Below are 15,063 nucleotides of genomic sequence, written 5' to 3' on the forward strand. Positions count from 1 at the left end.
AGTTGAAGGTTTAAGAGCTTGGTTCGGAACGAGACGGAGGCCGGAATGAGCCAGAACCAGAACTACCTCGCAGTGATCAAGGTGGTCGGGGTCGGCGGCGGCGGTGTGAACGCCGTGAACCGCATGATCGAACTGGGGCTGCGCGGCGTCGAGTTCATCGCCATCAACACCGACGCGCAGGCGCTGCTGATGAGCGACGCCGACGTCAAACTCGACGTCGGACGCGAACTCACCCGCGGACTCGGCGCGGGGGCCGACCCCGAGGTGGGCCGGCGTGCCGCCGAGGATCACGCGGAGGAGATCGAGGAAGCGCTCGCGGGCGCCGACATGGTCTTCGTGACCGCCGGCGAGGGCGGCGGCACCGGCACCGGCGGCGCCCCCGTGGTCGCGAAGATCGCGAAGTCGATCGGGGCGCTGACGATCGGCGTGGTCACCAAGCCGTTCTCGTTCGAAGGACGTCGCCGGCAGAGCCAGGCCGAGACCGGCGTGGGCAAGCTGAAGGAAGAGGTCGACACCCTCATCGTCGTGCCGAACGATCGGCTGCTGGAGATCAGCGACCGCGGCATCTCGATGATCGAGGCGTTCGCGACGGCCGACCAGGTGCTCCTGGCCGGCGTGCAGGGCATCACCGATCTGATCACGACCCCCGGCCTGATCAACCTCGACTTCGCCGACGTCAAGTCGGTGATGCAGGGCGCCGGATCCGCGCTGATGGGCATCGGCTCCGCTCGCGGAGCCGACCGGGCGATCAAGGCCGCCGAACTGGCGGTCGAATCGCCACTGCTGGAGGCATCGATCGAGGGCGCGCACGGCGTGCTGCTGTCGATCCAGGGCGGGTCCAACCTGGGCATCTTCGAGATCAACGACGCCGCGCAGCTGGTCAAGGAGGCGGCCCACCCCGAGGCGAACATCATCTTCGGCACCGTCATCGACGACACGCTCGGCGACGAGGTGCGGGTCACCGTGATCGCTGCCGGCTTCGACGGCGGCGAGCCGATGCAGCGGATCGAGCCGATGGTCACGTCCCGGTCGGCCGGCGCCCCGGCGCTGCCGACGACCCCGGCCGAAGAGGCCGCGGTGCGTGCCCCGGACGTCGACGCCGAAGAGGAGAAGGTCGCCGGCATCCCGGTGCCGGTCGTCGCCGAGTCCGGATTCGACTCGGCGTTCGGCGAGGACGACCTGGACATCCCGGACTTCCTGAAGTAAGTGGACGATCTCGCCTCGCGGCTGGCCGACGTCGACGCGCGCATCGCGGATGCGGCGCGGGCGGCGGGGCGGGATCCGTCCACCATCACCCGGATCGTGGTCACCAAGTTCCACCCGGCGTCGCTGGTCGCCGACCTGCACCGCCTCGGAGTCCGGGATGTCGGCGAGAACCGCCAGCAGGAGCTGACGGCCAAGGCCGGCGAGCTCACCGCGCTCACCGACCTGCGCTGGCACTTCATCGGCCAGGCGCAGACCAAGAAGGCCCGCGCCATCCGGGCCGCAGCATCCGTCGTGCATTCCGTCGATCGCGATCGGCTCGCCGATGCGCTCGAGCACGCCGGCGAGGGCGCGGACACCCTCGATGTGCTGCTGCAGATCAACCTGACCGACGACCCCGACCGCGGCGGGGCGACGCCGGCCGAGATCGAGCGACTGGCCGCGCACGTGGCGGGATGCCGCACCCTGCGCGTGCGCGGGGTCATGGCGGTCGCGCCCCTCGACGAAGCGCCGGCGGCCGCGTTCGAACGTCTGGCCGGCTACGCCGACCGGGTGCGCACGGTGGTCCCGGACGCCGACTGGATCTCGGCGGGCATGACCGCGGACTTCGCCGAGGCGATCGCCGCAGGCGCGACACACCTGCGGATCGGCACGGCAATCACGGGTCAGCGCCCCACGCGCAATTAGCCTCGAATCAGACGAGCAAACGGAGGATGCGATGTCGAACCCGCTCAAGAAGACCATGGTGTACCTGGGCCTGGCCGATGAGGAAGAGATCTACGAGGACGAGCCCGTGCACCAGCCGGCCGCCCGCAGCTCCTCGAAGAGCGTCGAGAAGCCGGCGGCTCCCGTGACGCCCATCCACCGTCCGGCGGTCGTGCGTCAGCCCGCGCCGAGCGTGGTCAGCGAGATCCTCACGGTGCACCCCAAGCAGTACCGCGACGCGCAGCTGATCGCCGAGAACTTCCGCGAGGGCATCCCGGTGATCATCAACCTGTCGCAGATGAGCGACGCCGACGCACGTCGACTGGTCGACTTCGCCAGCGGACTGTCGCTCGGCCTGTACGGGCGCATCGAGCGCGTCACCAGCAAGGTGTTCCTGCTCTCGCCGGAGAACGTCGCGCTCTCCGGTGACGGGACTGTCGCCCAGGCGGATCCCGAAGTGACGCCCTTCGCGCAGTCCTAGCCGACGTGGGAGCAGTCCACCTCGTCGCGACGATCCTGAACGGGATCCTCCTGCTGTATGTCCTCGTGCTGCTCGCCCGGATGGTCCTGGATTACATCCCGATTTTCAACCGTGGATGGCGCCCGACCGGACCGTGGCTGATCGTCGCCGAAGTCGTCTACACGGTCACCGACCCGCCCATCCGATTCCTGCGTCGCTTCCTCAAACCGGTGCGGATCGGACCGGTCGCGATCGACTTCGCGTTCACCATCGTGCTCCTGGCCTGCTTCGTGCTGCTGTCCATCACCCGGGTCCTGATGGTGGTGTGACGGCCGCGGCGCGCCCCCGCCGACCTCGCACGGCGAGAGCACGGCGGCTATGCTTTCCTGGTACGACCGGTCGACAACGCCGGTTATCCTGACATCGGCCAGCATCATGTTGGAGAACGAGCCCCGAAAGAGGAAGAAATGCCTTTGACTCCGGATGACGTCGTCACCAAGCAGTTCCAGCACGTCCGGTTCAAGGAGGGCTTCGACCCCGATGAGGTCGACGACTTCCTCGACGAGATCGTGGTCGAGTGGCGCAAGACGATCGCCGAGAACGACGAGCTGAAGGCGAAGCTGGCCGCCTACGAGTCCGGCGCCGAGGCGCCCGCCGCGGCCCCGGCCGAGGCCCCCGCCGCCGAGGCGGCCGAGGCACCCGCGCCCGCGCCCGCCCCGGTGGCCGCCGAGCAGCCGGCAGCACAGGCCGCCGCACCGACCGACGGCGCCAACCAGAGCGCCGGGATCATCGAGCTCGCCCAGCGTCTGCACGACGAGCACGTCGCCGAGGGCAAGGCCCAGCACGACAAGCTCATCGCCGAGGCGCAGGCACAGGCCACCGCCATCGTTTCCGAGGCCGAGGCACGCGGCCGCGAGGAGATCGCCCGTCTCGACAAGGAGCGCACCACCCTTGAGGGCCGCATCACGCAGCTGCGCGATTTCGAGCGCGACTACCGCGCTCAGCTGCGCAGCTACATCGAGGGCAAGCTGCGCGACCTCGAGACCACCGCGACGTCCTCGGGCGCGACGCCCGTCTCGGCCGTCGGGCTGTAGGCCCGGCCGTTGAGCGGCCGCTCGCCTCTGCGTACGGCGGCGGCCGGCACGATCGTCGTGATCCTGGCGACCGTCGTGCTGGCCGCCGACCAGTTCACGAAGTACCTCGCGCTGCAGAATCTGCCGCTCGAGCAGCCGGTGCACGTCATCGGCAACTTTCTGATCTTCTTCCTCATCAAGAACGCCGGGGCGGCGTTCTCGCTCGGCAGTGACGTCACCTGGCTGTTCACTATCGCACTGGCGGTGGTGGCGCTGGTGATCATCTGGCTGGTCGGCTCGCGGGTGCGCTCTCGGGCGTGGGCGATCATCCTCGGGCTGCTGCTGGGTGGCGTGCTCGGGAACCTCTCCGATCGGCTGTTCCGAGAGCCGGGCTTCGGGGTGGGCCACGTCGTCGACTTCATCAACACCCCGTGGATGATGCCCGCGACCTACAACGTCGCCGACATGTTCATCACGACGATGATGGTCAGCGTGGCGATCCTCGTGCTGCTGGGCGTGCGACTGGACGGCACCCGCGACAGGGGCAAGGACGCGAACAGCGGCAAGGACGCGAAGTCCGCGGCCTCCACCGAGGACTGAGGTGGAGTCCCGCACGCTTCCGGTGCCGGACGGTCTGGACGGCGTCCGGGTGGATGCCGCCCTGGCCAAGATGCTCGGCTTCTCGCGCACGTTCGCGGCGGAGATCGCCGACGGTGGCGGCGTCGCGCTGGACGGCCGTGAGGTCGGCAAGTCCGACCGGCTGCACGCCGGCTCCTGGCTCGAGGTGACGTGGACGCCCAAGTCGGCCCCGACCGTCGAGGCGATCGCGGTGCCCGACCTGCGCATCGTGCACCAGGACGACGACATCATCGTGGTCGACAAGCCCGCGGGCGTCGCCGCGCACCCCTCGCTCGGCTGGGAGGGCCCGACGGTGCTCGGCGCGCTGGCCGCCGCCGGGCTGCGGGTCGCGACATCGGGTCCGCCCGAGAGGCAGGGGATCGTGCATCGGCTGGATGCCGGCACCAGCGGCCTGATGGTGGTGGCCTCCAGCGAACGGGCGTTCATCCTCCTCAAGCGCGCGTTCAAGGAGCGCACGGTCGAGAAGGTGTATCACGCCGTGGTGCAGGGACACCCGGACCCGCTGGCCGGCACCATCGACGCGCCGATCGGCCGGCACCGCACGCATCCGTGGAAGTTCGCGGTGACCCCCGACGGCAAGGACTCGGTCACGCATTACGAGACGATCGAGGCCTTCCGCGGGGCATCCCTGCTCGAGATCCACCTCGAGACCGGGCGCACCCACCAGATCCGCGTGCACATGGCCGCGCACCGGCACCCCTGCGTCGGCGATCCGCTGTACGGCGCCGACCCGACGCTGTCGGCCCGGCTCGGCCTGCAGCGGCAGTGGCTGCACGCGCACCGGCTCGCGTTCGTCCATCCCGGCACCGGCGACCCGGTGACGTTCACCTCGCCCTACCCGGCCGATCTGCAGCACGCGCTGGACATCCTGGGCGACCAGTAGCGCACACGGCCGGTCCGGGCACGGACGGGCATCGGCGGGCCGCGGACGTCGGCGCCGATCCGTAGACTCGAAGACGTGGCATCCGACTCCTTCGCTCACCTGCACGTCCACAGCGAGTACTCGATGCTGGACGGCGCCGCCCGCATCGGCTCGATGGTGGAAGAGGCGGCCCGGCTGCAGATGCCGGCGATCGCCGTCACCGACCACGGGAACACGTTCGCCGCGTTCGAGTTCTACAAGGCGGCCAAGGATGCCGGGGTCAAGCCGATCATCGGCGTCGAGGCCTATGTGACCCCGGGCACCCACCGCTCCGACCGGGCGCGCGTGCGCTGGGGCGGCCCCGACCAGAGCGACGACGACGTGTCCGGCTCCGGCGCGTACACGCACATGACGCTGCTCAGCGAGACGACCGAGGGGATGCACAATCTCTTCCGCCTGTCGTCGAAGGCGAGTCTGGAGGGCTACTACTTCAAGCCCCGGATGGACCGCGAACTGCTGCAGAGCTACAGCAAGGGGCTGATCGCCACCACCGGATGCCCGTCCGGCGAGATCCAGACCCGGCTGCGGCTGGGGCAGTACGACGCGGCCCGGGCCGCCGCCGCCGAGTTCCAGGACATCTTCGGCCGCGACAACTACTTCGCCGAGATGATGGACCACGGCCTGTCGATCGAGCGCCGCGTGATCGACGACCTGCTGAAGATCGCCAAGGACCTGAACATCCCGCGGCTGGCCACGAACGACTCGCACTACACGCACCGCGACGACGCCACCAGCCACGCCGCGCTGCTGTGCGTCCAGTCCGGTTCGACCCTGGACGACCCCAAGCGGTTCCAGTTCAACGGCGACGGCTACTACATCAAGTCGCCGGCCGAGATGCGCCAGCTCTTCCGCGACCACCCGGACGCGTGCGACAACACGCTGCTGATCGCCGAGCGCTGCAATGTCGAGTTCAACACCGGCGCGAACTACATGCCGCGCTACCCGGTCCCCGAGGGCGAGACCGAGGAGAGCTGGTTCATCAAGGAGGTCGAGAACGGGCTGCACTTCCGCTACCCCGACGGCATCCCCGACGCGGTCCGCACGCAGGCCGACTACGAGTGCGGCGTCATCGTGCAGATGGGCTTCCCGGGGTACTTCCTGGTGGTGGCCGACTTCATCAACTGGGCCAAGGACCACGGCATCCGCGTCGGACCGGGCCGCGGCTCCGGCGCCGGCTCGATGGCCGCGTACGCGATGCGGATCACCGACCTCGACCCGCTGGACCACGGCCTCATCTTCGAGCGGTTCCTCAACCCCGACCGCGTATCGATGCCCGACTTCGACGTCGACTTCGACGACCGCCGCCGCGGCGAGGTGATCCAGTACGTCACCGAGAAGTACGGCGACGACCGGGTCGCCCAGATCGTGACGTACGGGACGATCAAGGCGAAGCAGGCGCTGAAGGACGCCGGGCGGGTCCTCGGCTTCCCGTTCAGCATGGGCGAGAAGCTCACCAAGGCGATGCCGCCCGCCGTGATGGGCAAGGACATGCCGCTGGGCGGCATGTTCGACCCGCAGCATCCGCGCTACAAGGAGGCCTCCGAGTTCCGCACGGTCATCGAGACCGATCCCGAGGCCAAGACCGTCTTCGACACCGCCGTCGGGCTGGAGAACCTGAAGCGCCAGTGGGGCGTGCATGCGGCCGGCGTCATCATGTCCAGCCATCCGCTGATCGACATCATCCCGATCATGAAGCGCGAGCAGGACGGGCAGATCGTCACGCAGTTCGACTACCCGACCTGCGAGTCGCTCGGCCTGATCAAGATGGACTTCCTGGGGCTGCGCAACCTCACGATCATCAACGACGCGCTGGACAACATCGAGGCCAACCGCGGCCACCCCCTCGTCCTGGAGGAGCTGCCGCTGGACGACCGGGAGTCGTACGACCTGCTCGCCCGCGGCGACACGCTGGGCGTGTTCCAGCTCGACGGCGGCCCGATGCGGTCGCTGCTGCGGCTGATGAAGCCCGACAACTTCGAGGACATCTCCGCCGTCATCGCGCTGTATCGGCCCGGCCCGATGGGGGCCAACTCGCACATCAACTACGCGCTGCGCAAGAACGGGCAGCAGGAGATCTCCCCGATCCACCCGCAGCTCGCCGAGCCGCTGGAGGAGATCCTCTCCACCAGCTACGGGCTGATCATCTACCAGGAGCAGGTGATGGCGATCGCGCAGCGGGTCGCCGGCTTCTCGCTCGGCCAGGCCGACATCCTGCGTCGGGCGATGGGCAAGAAGAAGAAGTCCGAGCTGGACAAGCAGTACGAGGGCTTCCACCAGGGCATGATCGATCGCGGCTTCGGCGAGCCGGCGATCAAGGCCCTGTGGGACATCCTCCTGCCGTTCTCGGACTACGCGTTCAACAAGGCGCACTCGGCGGCGTACGGACTCGTGTCGTACTGGACCGCGTATCTGAAGGCGCACTATCCGGCCGAGTACATGGCCGCGCTGCTGACCAGCGTCGGCGACTCGAAGGACAAGCTCGCGCTGTACCTGAACGAGTGCCGCCGCATGGGCATCCAGGTGCTCCCGCCGGACGTGTCCGAGTCGATCAAGTACTTCGCGGCCGTCGGCGAGGATATCCGCTTCGGCCTGGGCGCCGTGCGCAACGTCGGTTCGAACGTGGTCGACGGGATCGTGAAGGCGCGCGCCGACGGTCCGTACACCTCGTTCCACGACTTCCTGCGCCGGGTGCCCGTGCACGTCGCGAACAAGCGCACGGTGGAGTCGCTGATCAAGGCCGGGGCGTTCGACTCGTTCGCGGTGACGCGCCGTGCGCTGGTGGAGATCCACGAGGACGCGACCGAGGCCGCGGTGCTGGACAAGCGGCGCGAGGCCAACGGCGAGGTGGGGTTCGACTTCGACTCGCTGTGGGGTGAGGACGAGCCGCAGAACGACGCCAAGGTCCCGGACCGACCGGAGTGGACCAAGAAGGACAAGCTCGCGTTCGAGCGCGAGATGCTCGGGCTCTACGTGTCCGACCACCCGCTGGCCGGGCTCGAGATCCCGCTCGCCAAGCACGCCTCGATGAACATCCACGACCTCCTCTCGAACGAGGACATCCGCGACGGCGAGCAGGTGACGGTCGCCGGCCTGGTCACCAGCGTCCAGCATCGCGTGGCCAAGTCCAGCGGCAACCCGTACGGCATGATCACCGTCGAGGACTTCGACGGCGAGGTCACCGTCATGTTCATGGGCAAGACGTACACCGAGTTCCAACTCATGCTGCAGGCCGACTCGATCCTCGTCGTGCGCGGCCGGGTGTCGCGGCGCGACGACGGGCTGAACCTGCACGCCCAGTCGGCGTTCGCCCCGGACCTCGGGGTGGTGGATGCCTCGGGTCCGCTCGCCGTCACGATCCCCGAGTCGCGCGCCACCCAGCGGGTGATCACAGAGCTGGCCGAGATGCTGCAGCGGCACCGTGGCGACACCGAAGTCTCGCTCCGGCTGCACCGCAGCGGGGTGGCGAAGGTCTTCGACGTGCCCATGCCTGTGCGGGTCACCGCCGATCTGTACGGCGAGCTGAAGGGGCTGCTCGGCCCGAACTGCCTGACATGACGCTCGGGTAGGATCTGACGACGCGCGCAGGCGCGATGAACGGAAGGAACGCACGTGACGGACGAAAACCCCACCGACCCGAACGAACTGTCCGAGTCCGAGAACGCCGCGACCGCCCCCGGTGACGCCGCCCTGGACGACACGCACGATGCGAGCGCGCTCCTCGGGGCTGGCGCGGATGCGTTCGGTGCGGCCGACGAGACCGCCGATTCCGACACGGCCGGTGGCACCGGCGCCGCGGGCGCTGTGCCCGTCCAGTACGGCGTGGGCCCGTTCTCGCTGCGCGAGGTGATCCTGGCCGGCGTGTGGCTCGTCGCCTTCGTGATCTCGTTCTTCTCCACTCGGGAGTTCGTGTTCAGCTCGGTCTGGACCAGCGGGATCGACTGGATCCTCACCATCGGCGTGCCCACGGTGGCCGTCTTCCTGCTCGTGCTGCGGCGGCTGTCCCCGACCGGGATCCGCCGGGTCGGATCCCTCGGCATCGACCAGTTCGCCTCGGTGGCGTTCTCGGTCTCGGCCGTCATCTGGCTCGGCCGGCTGTGGTCGCAGGTCGCCGTCGCGATCGCCGGCGGCCCCTGGGTGCTGACCTGGGTGTCGTGGGTCGAATTCATCCTCATGCTCGCCGGCGTCGTCCTCACCGTGGGCGCCGTGCTCATCCCCGGCCTGGCCGAGGACTTCCAGCACCGGGCCGAGACGGTCTCGCACCGTGCCGCGCGCACCGTGCGTCCGATCACCGCACGCCCGCACCCGGTCGGCGGTGCGGCATCCTCGGCCGGCGCATCGGCCGCATCGGGGCCGGCGCTGGACGGCGGCACGGCCGCGTACGATGCCGGGGCCGCCGACACGGGCTCGTACGACACCGCACCCGACGGCGGCGCCGAGCAGTCCGGCTTCTCCGTCGACTCGTTCGCCCCCGCGACCGACACGGGCGCACAGCCGGTGGCGCAGGCTCCGGCGCAGCAGGCGTTCTGGGCGCTCGTCCCCCAGGAGCGGGACGTGGTCGATGAGAACGGCACGCCGCTGTTCCGCATCGGCCCGACCGCGTGGGCGCTGGTCATCGAGGATCGCGGATCGTCGTACGTCATCCGGCACGAGGACGGCCGCGTGGGACAGCTGCACGACATCTCGGGCGTCACGCGGGGCTGAACCCGGCTCCCCGGAGCATCGCGTCGGGGCGCGGCATCCCACCCGATAACCTGGAGGGATGCTGCGCACCATCGATCTCCGAGGCCGTTCGCACAGCCCCGCCGAGCTGCTGGCCGCCGTGCCGCGGGCGCGCGCGGCGCGCGCCGACGCGCTGACCGCCGCCGCGGAGCTCGTCCACGACGTCGCCGCACGAGGCGAGGCCGCCCTGCGCGAGCAGGCCGAGCGCTTCGACCATGTCACCGGCCACGCCCTCCGGGTGCCGGCGGCACACTTGACCGAGGCCGCGGACCGACTCGACCCCGCCGTGCGCGCCGCGCTGGAGGAGTCCATCCGGCGGGTGCGCGCGGCGTCCGCCGCCCAGGTGCCCGCGGGCACCGTCACCGTTCTGGCCGACGGGGGAGAGGTGCAGCAGCGCTGGCAGCCGGTCGGGCGTGCCGGCGTGTACGTCCCCGGCGGCAAGGCCGTCTATCCGTCCAGCGTCGTGATGAACGTCGTGCCCGCTCAGGTGGCCGGCGTTCACAGCGTGGCGCTGGCCTCGCCCGCGCAGGCCGAGTTCGACGGCCGCGTGCACCCCGACATCCTCGCGGCCGCGCACCTGCTCGGCATCGACGAGGTCTACGCCATGGGCGGAGCCGGCGCGATCGGGGCATTCGCCCACGGCGTCGCATCGATCGGCCTCGACCCGGTCGACGTCGTCAGCGGGCCTGGCAACAACTTCGTCGCGGCGGCCAAGCGCGCCGTGGCGGGGATCGTCGGCGTGGATGCCGAGGCCGGCGCGACCGAGATCCTCGTGGTCGCCGACGCGGCGGCCGACCCGGCCTGGGTCGCCGTCGACCTCATCAGCCAGGCCGAGCACGACGAGCAGGCGGCGGCCGTGCTGGTCACCGACAGCCCGGACCTGGCCGAGCGGGTGCGTGCCGAGGTCGCCCGGCGGGTGGATGCCACCCGCAACGGCGTCCGTGCGCGGCAGGCGCTCGAGGGCGTGCAGTCGGCGATCGTGCTCGTGGACGACCTGGCCGCGGCGACGTCCTTCAGCAACGCGTACGCGCCCGAGCACCTCGAGCTGCACCTGGCCGAGCCGCACCCGGAGCGCTTCACCGGAGCCGGTGCGGTCTTCGTCGGCCCGTACTCGCCCGTCAGCCTCGGGGACTACCTCGCCGGCAGCAACCACGTGCTGCCCACCGGAGGGCAGGCGCGCTACGCGCCGGGACTCTCGGCGGCGACCTTCCTGCGGCCGCAGCAGGTGATCACCTACAGCCGCGAGGCGCTGGCCGAGGTCGCCGATCACATCGTGACGCTCGCCGACGCCGAGGCGCTGCCCGCGCACGGCGAGGCCGTGCAGGCCAGGTTCGCGGGGTAGTCTGTCGGCTGATGCACTGCCCGTTCTGCCGCCACCCCGATTCTCGCGTCATCGACTCGCGCACCAGCGAGGATGGCCTGAGCATCCGCCGTCGTCGCCAATGCCCCGAGTGCGGCGGCCGGTTCTCGACCGTGGAGACCGCCAGCCTGAGCGTGCTCAAGCGGTCGGGCGTGGCCGAGCCGTTCAGCCGGGAGAAGGTCGCCGCCGGCGTGCGCAAGGCGTGCCAGGGACGTCCGGTGACCGAGGACGATCTGGCACTGCTGGCACAGAAGGTGGAGGAGTCCGTCCGCGGCACGGGGGCGTCCCAGATCGAGACCGGCGACATCGGCCTGGCGATCCTGGGACCGCTGCGCGACCTGGACGAGGTCGCCTACCTGCGGTTCGCGAGCGTCTACCAGGGCTTCGACTCGCTGGAGGACTTCGAGGAGTCCATCGCGCAGCTGCGCGCCGATCACGGCACCGCCTGACCGTTACGCTGGAGCGGATGTATCCCTTCTTCTTCCGCACTGTCCTGTCGCGCCTGGACGCCGAGTTCGCCCACCATTGCGGGATGCTCGTCGTCCGCCTGGTCGGCATCCGTCCGTTCGCCTGGATCGCCCGTCCGCTGACCCGGCCGGCGAACCGGCTGCAGACCCGCGCGCTGGGCATGGTCTTCGACTCGCCGTTCGGGGTGGCCGCCGGCTTCGACAAGAACGTCGTCGGCGTGCCGGGACTGACCGCCCTCGGATTCGGGCACGTCGAAGTGGGGACCGTGACGGCCGTCCCGCAGGAGGGCAACCCGAAGCCGCGCCTGTTCCGGCTGATCCCGGACCGTGCCTTGGTGAACCGGATGGGGTTCAACAACCGCGGGGCCGCGGCCGCCGCGGCGCGCTTGGAACGGATGCGCCGGCGTCGTCGGCACCGCGCGCTGATCGGGGTGAACATCGGCAAGAGCCGCGTGGTCGACGTCGCCGATGCGACCGCCGACTACGTCCGCAGCGCGACGCTCCTGGCGCCGCTGGCCGACTACCTCGCCGTGAATGTGTCCTCGCCGAACACGCCCGGCCTGCGCGGGCTGCAGGCGGTCCAGACGCTGCGCCCGCTGCTGCAGGCGGTGCAGGACGCCGCGGGCCGGACCCCGCTGCTGGTGAAGATCGCGCCGGATCTGCCCGATGACGAGATCGCCGCGATCGCGCAGATGGCGGTCGAGACCGGGCTTTCCGGCATCATCGTCACGAACACGACGATCTCGCGCGACGGCCTGATCACCGATCCCACGGTGGTGGCAGCCGCGGGGGAGGGCGGGCTGTCGGGAGCGCCGTTGAAGGCCCGGGCGCTCGAGGTCCTGCGGCTGGTGCGCGCCACCGTCCCGGCCGCGTTCACCGTGATCGCCGTCGGCGGCGTCGAGACCGCGCACGACGTGCGGGAGCGGCTGGATGCCGGTGCCGACCTCGTGCAGGGCTACACGGCGTTCCTGTATCGCGGCCCGTTCTGGGCGCGTCAGATCAACCGCGGGCTGCTGACACTCACCGCGGGTGCTGCCCGCGCCTGACCTGTGCCTTGGGCAGACGCATCCAGCGCATCTGGATCGTGCGCATCGCGCCGTACCAGCCCAGACCCTTCTCGCGACGGTCGCCGAACTTGCGCAAGGCGGCGCGCTTGATCCGGAACGACGTGATCACCATGTCGAGGATCACCAGCAGCACGAACACCCAGAGGATGATGAATGCGTACATCTGCAGCCAGGGCATCGACTGCAGGAACGTGACGAGGATGACCACGATCATCAGCGGCATGATCAGTTCGCCCAGGTGCCATCCGGCGTCGACGAAATCGCGGACGAACCGGCGCTGCGGCCCCTTGTCACGGACCGGCAGGTACTTGTCGTCCCCGTTGGCCATGCCGATGCGGGCCTTCTCCCGCTGCGAGGCGGCATCGGCCTTCTGCCGCTGGCGGGCCTCCTTCGTGTCCGGCACGAGGGGGCGCTTGCGCGCCGCCTCCTGCTCGGCGCGCGACGGCGTCGGCCGGCCTTTGCCGGTCGCGGTCTCTTCGCCGTCGGCGACTTCCTCGGCGGGGGCGGAGGTCTTCTTGGACACGGATATCCTCGGTTCGATCAGAGCGGTCCCTTTAAGATTACCCGCATGACCTCTGAACCGTCCCGTCCCGCCTCTGTCCGCGACGCCGCGACCGGCGGCATCCCCGCGGCGCTGGCAGACCTGGGTGCGCTGGTGCGGATCCCGTCGGTTGCGTTCCCCGGCTTCGACCGGGCCGAGGTGCAGCGCAGCGCCGAGGCGGTCAAGGCCCTCGCCGAGGGCACCGGCCTCTTCGAATCCGTGCAGATCCGGGATGCCGCGATCCCCGGGACCGAGGAGCGCGGCATGCCCGCCGTCCTGGCCACGCGGGCCGCGCGCAACGGCCGGCCGACCATCCTGCTGTACGCGCACCACGACGTCCAGCCGGTCGGAGACGAGGCCCTGTGGGACTCGCCGCCGTTCGAGCCCACCGTGCGCGACGGGCGGCTGTACGGCCGGGGCGCGGCCGACGACAAGGCCGGGGTGATGGTGCACATCGGCGCGCTGCGCGCGCTGCGCGAAGCGCTCGGCGACGACCTGGACCTGGGCGTCGCGCTGTTCATCGAGGGCGAGGAGGAGGCCGGATCGCGGTCCTTCGCCTCGTTCCTCGCCGATAACGCCGATGCGCTGCGCGCCGACGTGATCGTGGTGGCGGACTCGGGCAACTGGGATGCTGTCACTCCGGCGCTGACCGTGTCGCTGCGCGGCAACGCGCGCTTCACGATGACCGTGCGCACGCTCGAGCACGCCTCGCACTCCGGCATGTTCGGCGGAGCGGTGCCGGACGCCATGATGGCGACCGTCCGGCTGCTGTCCACCCTGTGGGACGAGGACGGCGCGGTGGCCGTCGAGGGGCTCACGGTTCGGGATGCCGCGACCCCGACGACGTACACCGAGCAGACCCTGCGCCACGAGGCCGGGCTGCCGGAAGGGGTCCAGCCGGTGGGTCGGGACAGCATCCTCAGCCGGATCTGGAACAAGCCGTCGATCACCGTCACCGGGATCGACGCGCCGAGCGTGCGCAACGCGTCCAACACGCTCAGCCCCGAGATCAGCGTCGTGATCAGCGCACGGGTGGCGCCCGGCCAGGCGGCCGGCGACGCCTATCAGGCCATCGCCGCCCATCTGCGCGCGCACGCGCCCTTCGGCGCGCAGCTGGAATTCGGCGACGTCGACCTCGGCGACGGGTTCCTGGTCGACACCAGCGGCTGGGCGGTGGCCGACGCCCGCGACTCGTTCCGGGACGGCTACGGCGTCGAGCCGGTGGACCTGGGCGTCGGCGGATCGATCCCGTTCATCGCCGATCTGGTCCGCACCTTCCCCGAGGCGCAGATCCTGGTCACCGGGGTGGAGGACCCGCACGCCCGCGCGCACAGCCCGAACGAGTCGCTGCACCTGGACACGTTCCGGCACGCGCTGCTGGCCGAGGCGCTGCTGCTGGAGCGGCTGGACGCGCGCACGCTCTGACACCGGAGACACGCGGCGACCCGGGCCCGATCGTGCGGTCCGGGCGTAGACTCGAGAAGTCCGCTCCAGGCGAAGTCCCACACCGGAGGAATCACATGACCGACACCGCAATGACCGTTGACACGTCCGTCCACGCGCACGGAGTGCTGCTGACCGACGCGGCCGCCGACAAGGTGAAGACCCTGCTCGAGCAGGAAGGCCGCGACGATCTGCGTCTGCGCGTCGCTGTCCAGCCGGGCGGATGCTCGGGCCTGATCTACCAGCTCTACTTCGACGAGCGCTCCCTCGACGGTGACCACGTCGTCGACTTCGGCGGGGTCGAGGTGATCGTGGACGACATGAGCACCCCGTACCTGGACGGTGCGACGATCGACTTCAAGGACACCATCTCGGAGCAGGGGTTCACGATCGACAACCCCAACGCCGCCGGCAGCTGCGCCTGCGGCGACAGCTTCCACTGAGCATTCCCCGACTGCGCAGGC

General features: G+C 70.2%; 15 protein-coding genes. 14 read left to right on the top strand and 1 reads right to left on the bottom strand.

Annotated features, from left to right (window positions below; genetic code table 11):
• Positions 1 to 45: 45 nt before the first annotated feature.
• The 12 genes from ftsZ to AC0L6F_RS00585 all read left to right on the top strand — a co-directional run bounded on the left by ftsZ (position 46) and on the right by AC0L6F_RS00585 (position 12,594).
• Entirely contained in the window at positions 46 to 1,206 is a 1,161-nt protein-coding gene (ftsZ, locus tag AC0L6F_RS00530; protein WP_473538808.1) for a cell division protein FtsZ, read from the top strand.
• On the top strand, positions 1,207 to 1,890 hold the full coding sequence (locus tag AC0L6F_RS00535; RefSeq protein ID WP_274635789.1) for a YggS family pyridoxal phosphate-dependent enzyme: 684 nt from the start codon (positions 1,207 to 1,209) through the stop codon (positions 1,888 to 1,890).
• A 31-nt stretch (positions 1,891 to 1,921) separates the two neighbouring features.
• Positions 1,922 to 2,389, top strand: a complete 468-nt coding sequence (locus AC0L6F_RS00540) for a cell division protein SepF (protein WP_274635788.1) — start codon at positions 1,922 to 1,924, stop codon at positions 2,387 to 2,389.
• Between the two features lie 5 nt (positions 2,390 to 2,394).
• Positions 2,395 to 2,697, top strand: a complete 303-nt coding sequence (locus tag AC0L6F_RS00545; RefSeq protein ID WP_473538810.1) for a YggT family protein — start codon at positions 2,395 to 2,397, stop codon at positions 2,695 to 2,697.
• Between the two features lie 138 nt (positions 2,698 to 2,835).
• Entirely contained in the window at positions 2,836 to 3,462 is a 627-nt protein-coding gene (locus tag AC0L6F_RS00550; RefSeq protein ID WP_274635787.1) for a DivIVA domain-containing protein, read from the top strand.
• A gap of 9 nt (positions 3,463 to 3,471) precedes the next feature.
• On the top strand, positions 3,472 to 4,041 hold the full coding sequence (gene lspA, locus AC0L6F_RS00555; protein ID WP_473538812.1) for a signal peptidase II: 570 nt from the start codon (positions 3,472 to 3,474) through the stop codon (positions 4,039 to 4,041).
• Between the two features lies 1 nt (position 4,042).
• Positions 4,043 to 4,963 (top strand): RluA family pseudouridine synthase, encoded by a 921-nt coding sequence (locus tag AC0L6F_RS00560; RefSeq protein WP_259611764.1) that lies wholly within the window; start codon positions 4,043 to 4,045, stop codon positions 4,961 to 4,963.
• A 75-nt stretch (positions 4,964 to 5,038) separates the two neighbouring features.
• Positions 5,039 to 8,557, top strand: coding sequence for a DNA polymerase III subunit alpha (gene dnaE / locus AC0L6F_RS00565; protein WP_274635784.1), 3,519 nt, complete (start codon positions 5,039 to 5,041; stop codon positions 8,555 to 8,557).
• A 54-nt stretch (positions 8,558 to 8,611) separates the two neighbouring features.
• Positions 8,612 to 9,703 (top strand): hypothetical protein, encoded by a 1,092-nt coding sequence (locus AC0L6F_RS00570; RefSeq protein WP_473538813.1) that lies wholly within the window; start codon positions 8,612 to 8,614, stop codon positions 9,701 to 9,703.
• Between the two features lie 58 nt (positions 9,704 to 9,761).
• Positions 9,762 to 11,063: a histidinol dehydrogenase gene (gene hisD / locus AC0L6F_RS00575; RefSeq protein ID WP_473538814.1), complete on the top strand. Its 1,302-nt coding sequence runs from the start codon at positions 9,762 to 9,764 to the stop codon at positions 11,061 to 11,063.
• Positions 11,064 to 11,074: 11 nt separating this feature from the next.
• Positions 11,075 to 11,530 carry a transcriptional regulator NrdR gene (gene nrdR / locus AC0L6F_RS00580; RefSeq protein WP_259611766.1) on the top strand — a complete coding sequence of 152 codons (456 nt, stop codon included), beginning with the start codon at positions 11,075 to 11,077 and terminating at the stop codon, positions 11,528 to 11,530.
• A gap of 17 nt (positions 11,531 to 11,547) precedes the next feature.
• Positions 11,548 to 12,594 (top strand): quinone-dependent dihydroorotate dehydrogenase, encoded by a 1,047-nt coding sequence (locus AC0L6F_RS00585; protein WP_473538815.1) that lies wholly within the window; start codon positions 11,548 to 11,550, stop codon positions 12,592 to 12,594.
• Here the strand turns inward: AC0L6F_RS00585 and AC0L6F_RS00590 are convergent.
• Positions 12,569 to 13,138, bottom strand: a complete 570-nt coding sequence (locus AC0L6F_RS00590; RefSeq protein WP_274635780.1) for a DUF3043 domain-containing protein — start codon at positions 13,136 to 13,138, stop codon at positions 12,569 to 12,571. The genes AC0L6F_RS00585 and AC0L6F_RS00590 overlap by 26 nt on opposite strands.
• A gap of 45 nt (positions 13,139 to 13,183) precedes the next feature.
• Between AC0L6F_RS00590 and AC0L6F_RS00595 the strand changes: the two genes are divergently transcribed.
• Complete coding sequence (locus AC0L6F_RS00595) at positions 13,184 to 14,581, top strand: M20/M25/M40 family metallo-hydrolase (RefSeq protein WP_473538816.1); 1,398 nt, start codon at positions 13,184 to 13,186, stop codon at positions 14,579 to 14,581.
• 95 nt (positions 14,582 to 14,676) lie between these two features.
• Positions 14,677 to 15,042, top strand: a complete 366-nt coding sequence (erpA, locus tag AC0L6F_RS00600; RefSeq protein ID WP_259611768.1) for an iron-sulfur cluster insertion protein ErpA — start codon at positions 14,677 to 14,679, stop codon at positions 15,040 to 15,042.
• The last annotated feature ends 21 nt before the right edge of the window (positions 15,043 to 15,063 follow it).

It is taken from the genome of Microbacterium sp. G2-16M (assembly GCF_055809115.1).

Bases quoted from the DNA above. Each gene is read 5' to 3' on its own strand.
- ftsZ (WP_473538808.1), top strand. From the start codon at position 46: ATGAGCCAGAACCAGAACTACCTCGCAGTGATCAAGGTGGTCGGGGTC.
- AC0L6F_RS00540 (WP_274635788.1), top strand. From the start codon at position 1,922: ATGTCGAACCCGCTCAAGAAGACCATGGTGTACCTGGGCCTGGCCGAT.
- AC0L6F_RS00550 (WP_274635787.1), top strand. From the start codon at position 2,836: ATGCCTTTGACTCCGGATGACGTCGTCACCAAGCAGTTCCAGCACGTC.
- hisD (WP_473538814.1), top strand. From the start codon at position 9,762: ATGCTGCGCACCATCGATCTCCGAGGCCGTTCGCACAGCCCCGCCGAG.
- nrdR (WP_259611766.1), top strand. From the start codon at position 11,075: ATGCACTGCCCGTTCTGCCGCCACCCCGATTCTCGCGTCATCGACTCG.
- AC0L6F_RS00585 (WP_473538815.1), top strand. From the start codon at position 11,548: ATGTATCCCTTCTTCTTCCGCACTGTCCTGTCGCGCCTGGACGCCGAG.
- AC0L6F_RS00595 (WP_473538816.1), top strand. From the start codon at position 13,184: ATGACCTCTGAACCGTCCCGTCCCGCCTCTGTCCGCGACGCCGCGACC.
- erpA (WP_259611768.1), top strand. From the start codon at position 14,677: ATGACCGACACCGCAATGACCGTTGACACGTCCGTCCACGCGCACGGA.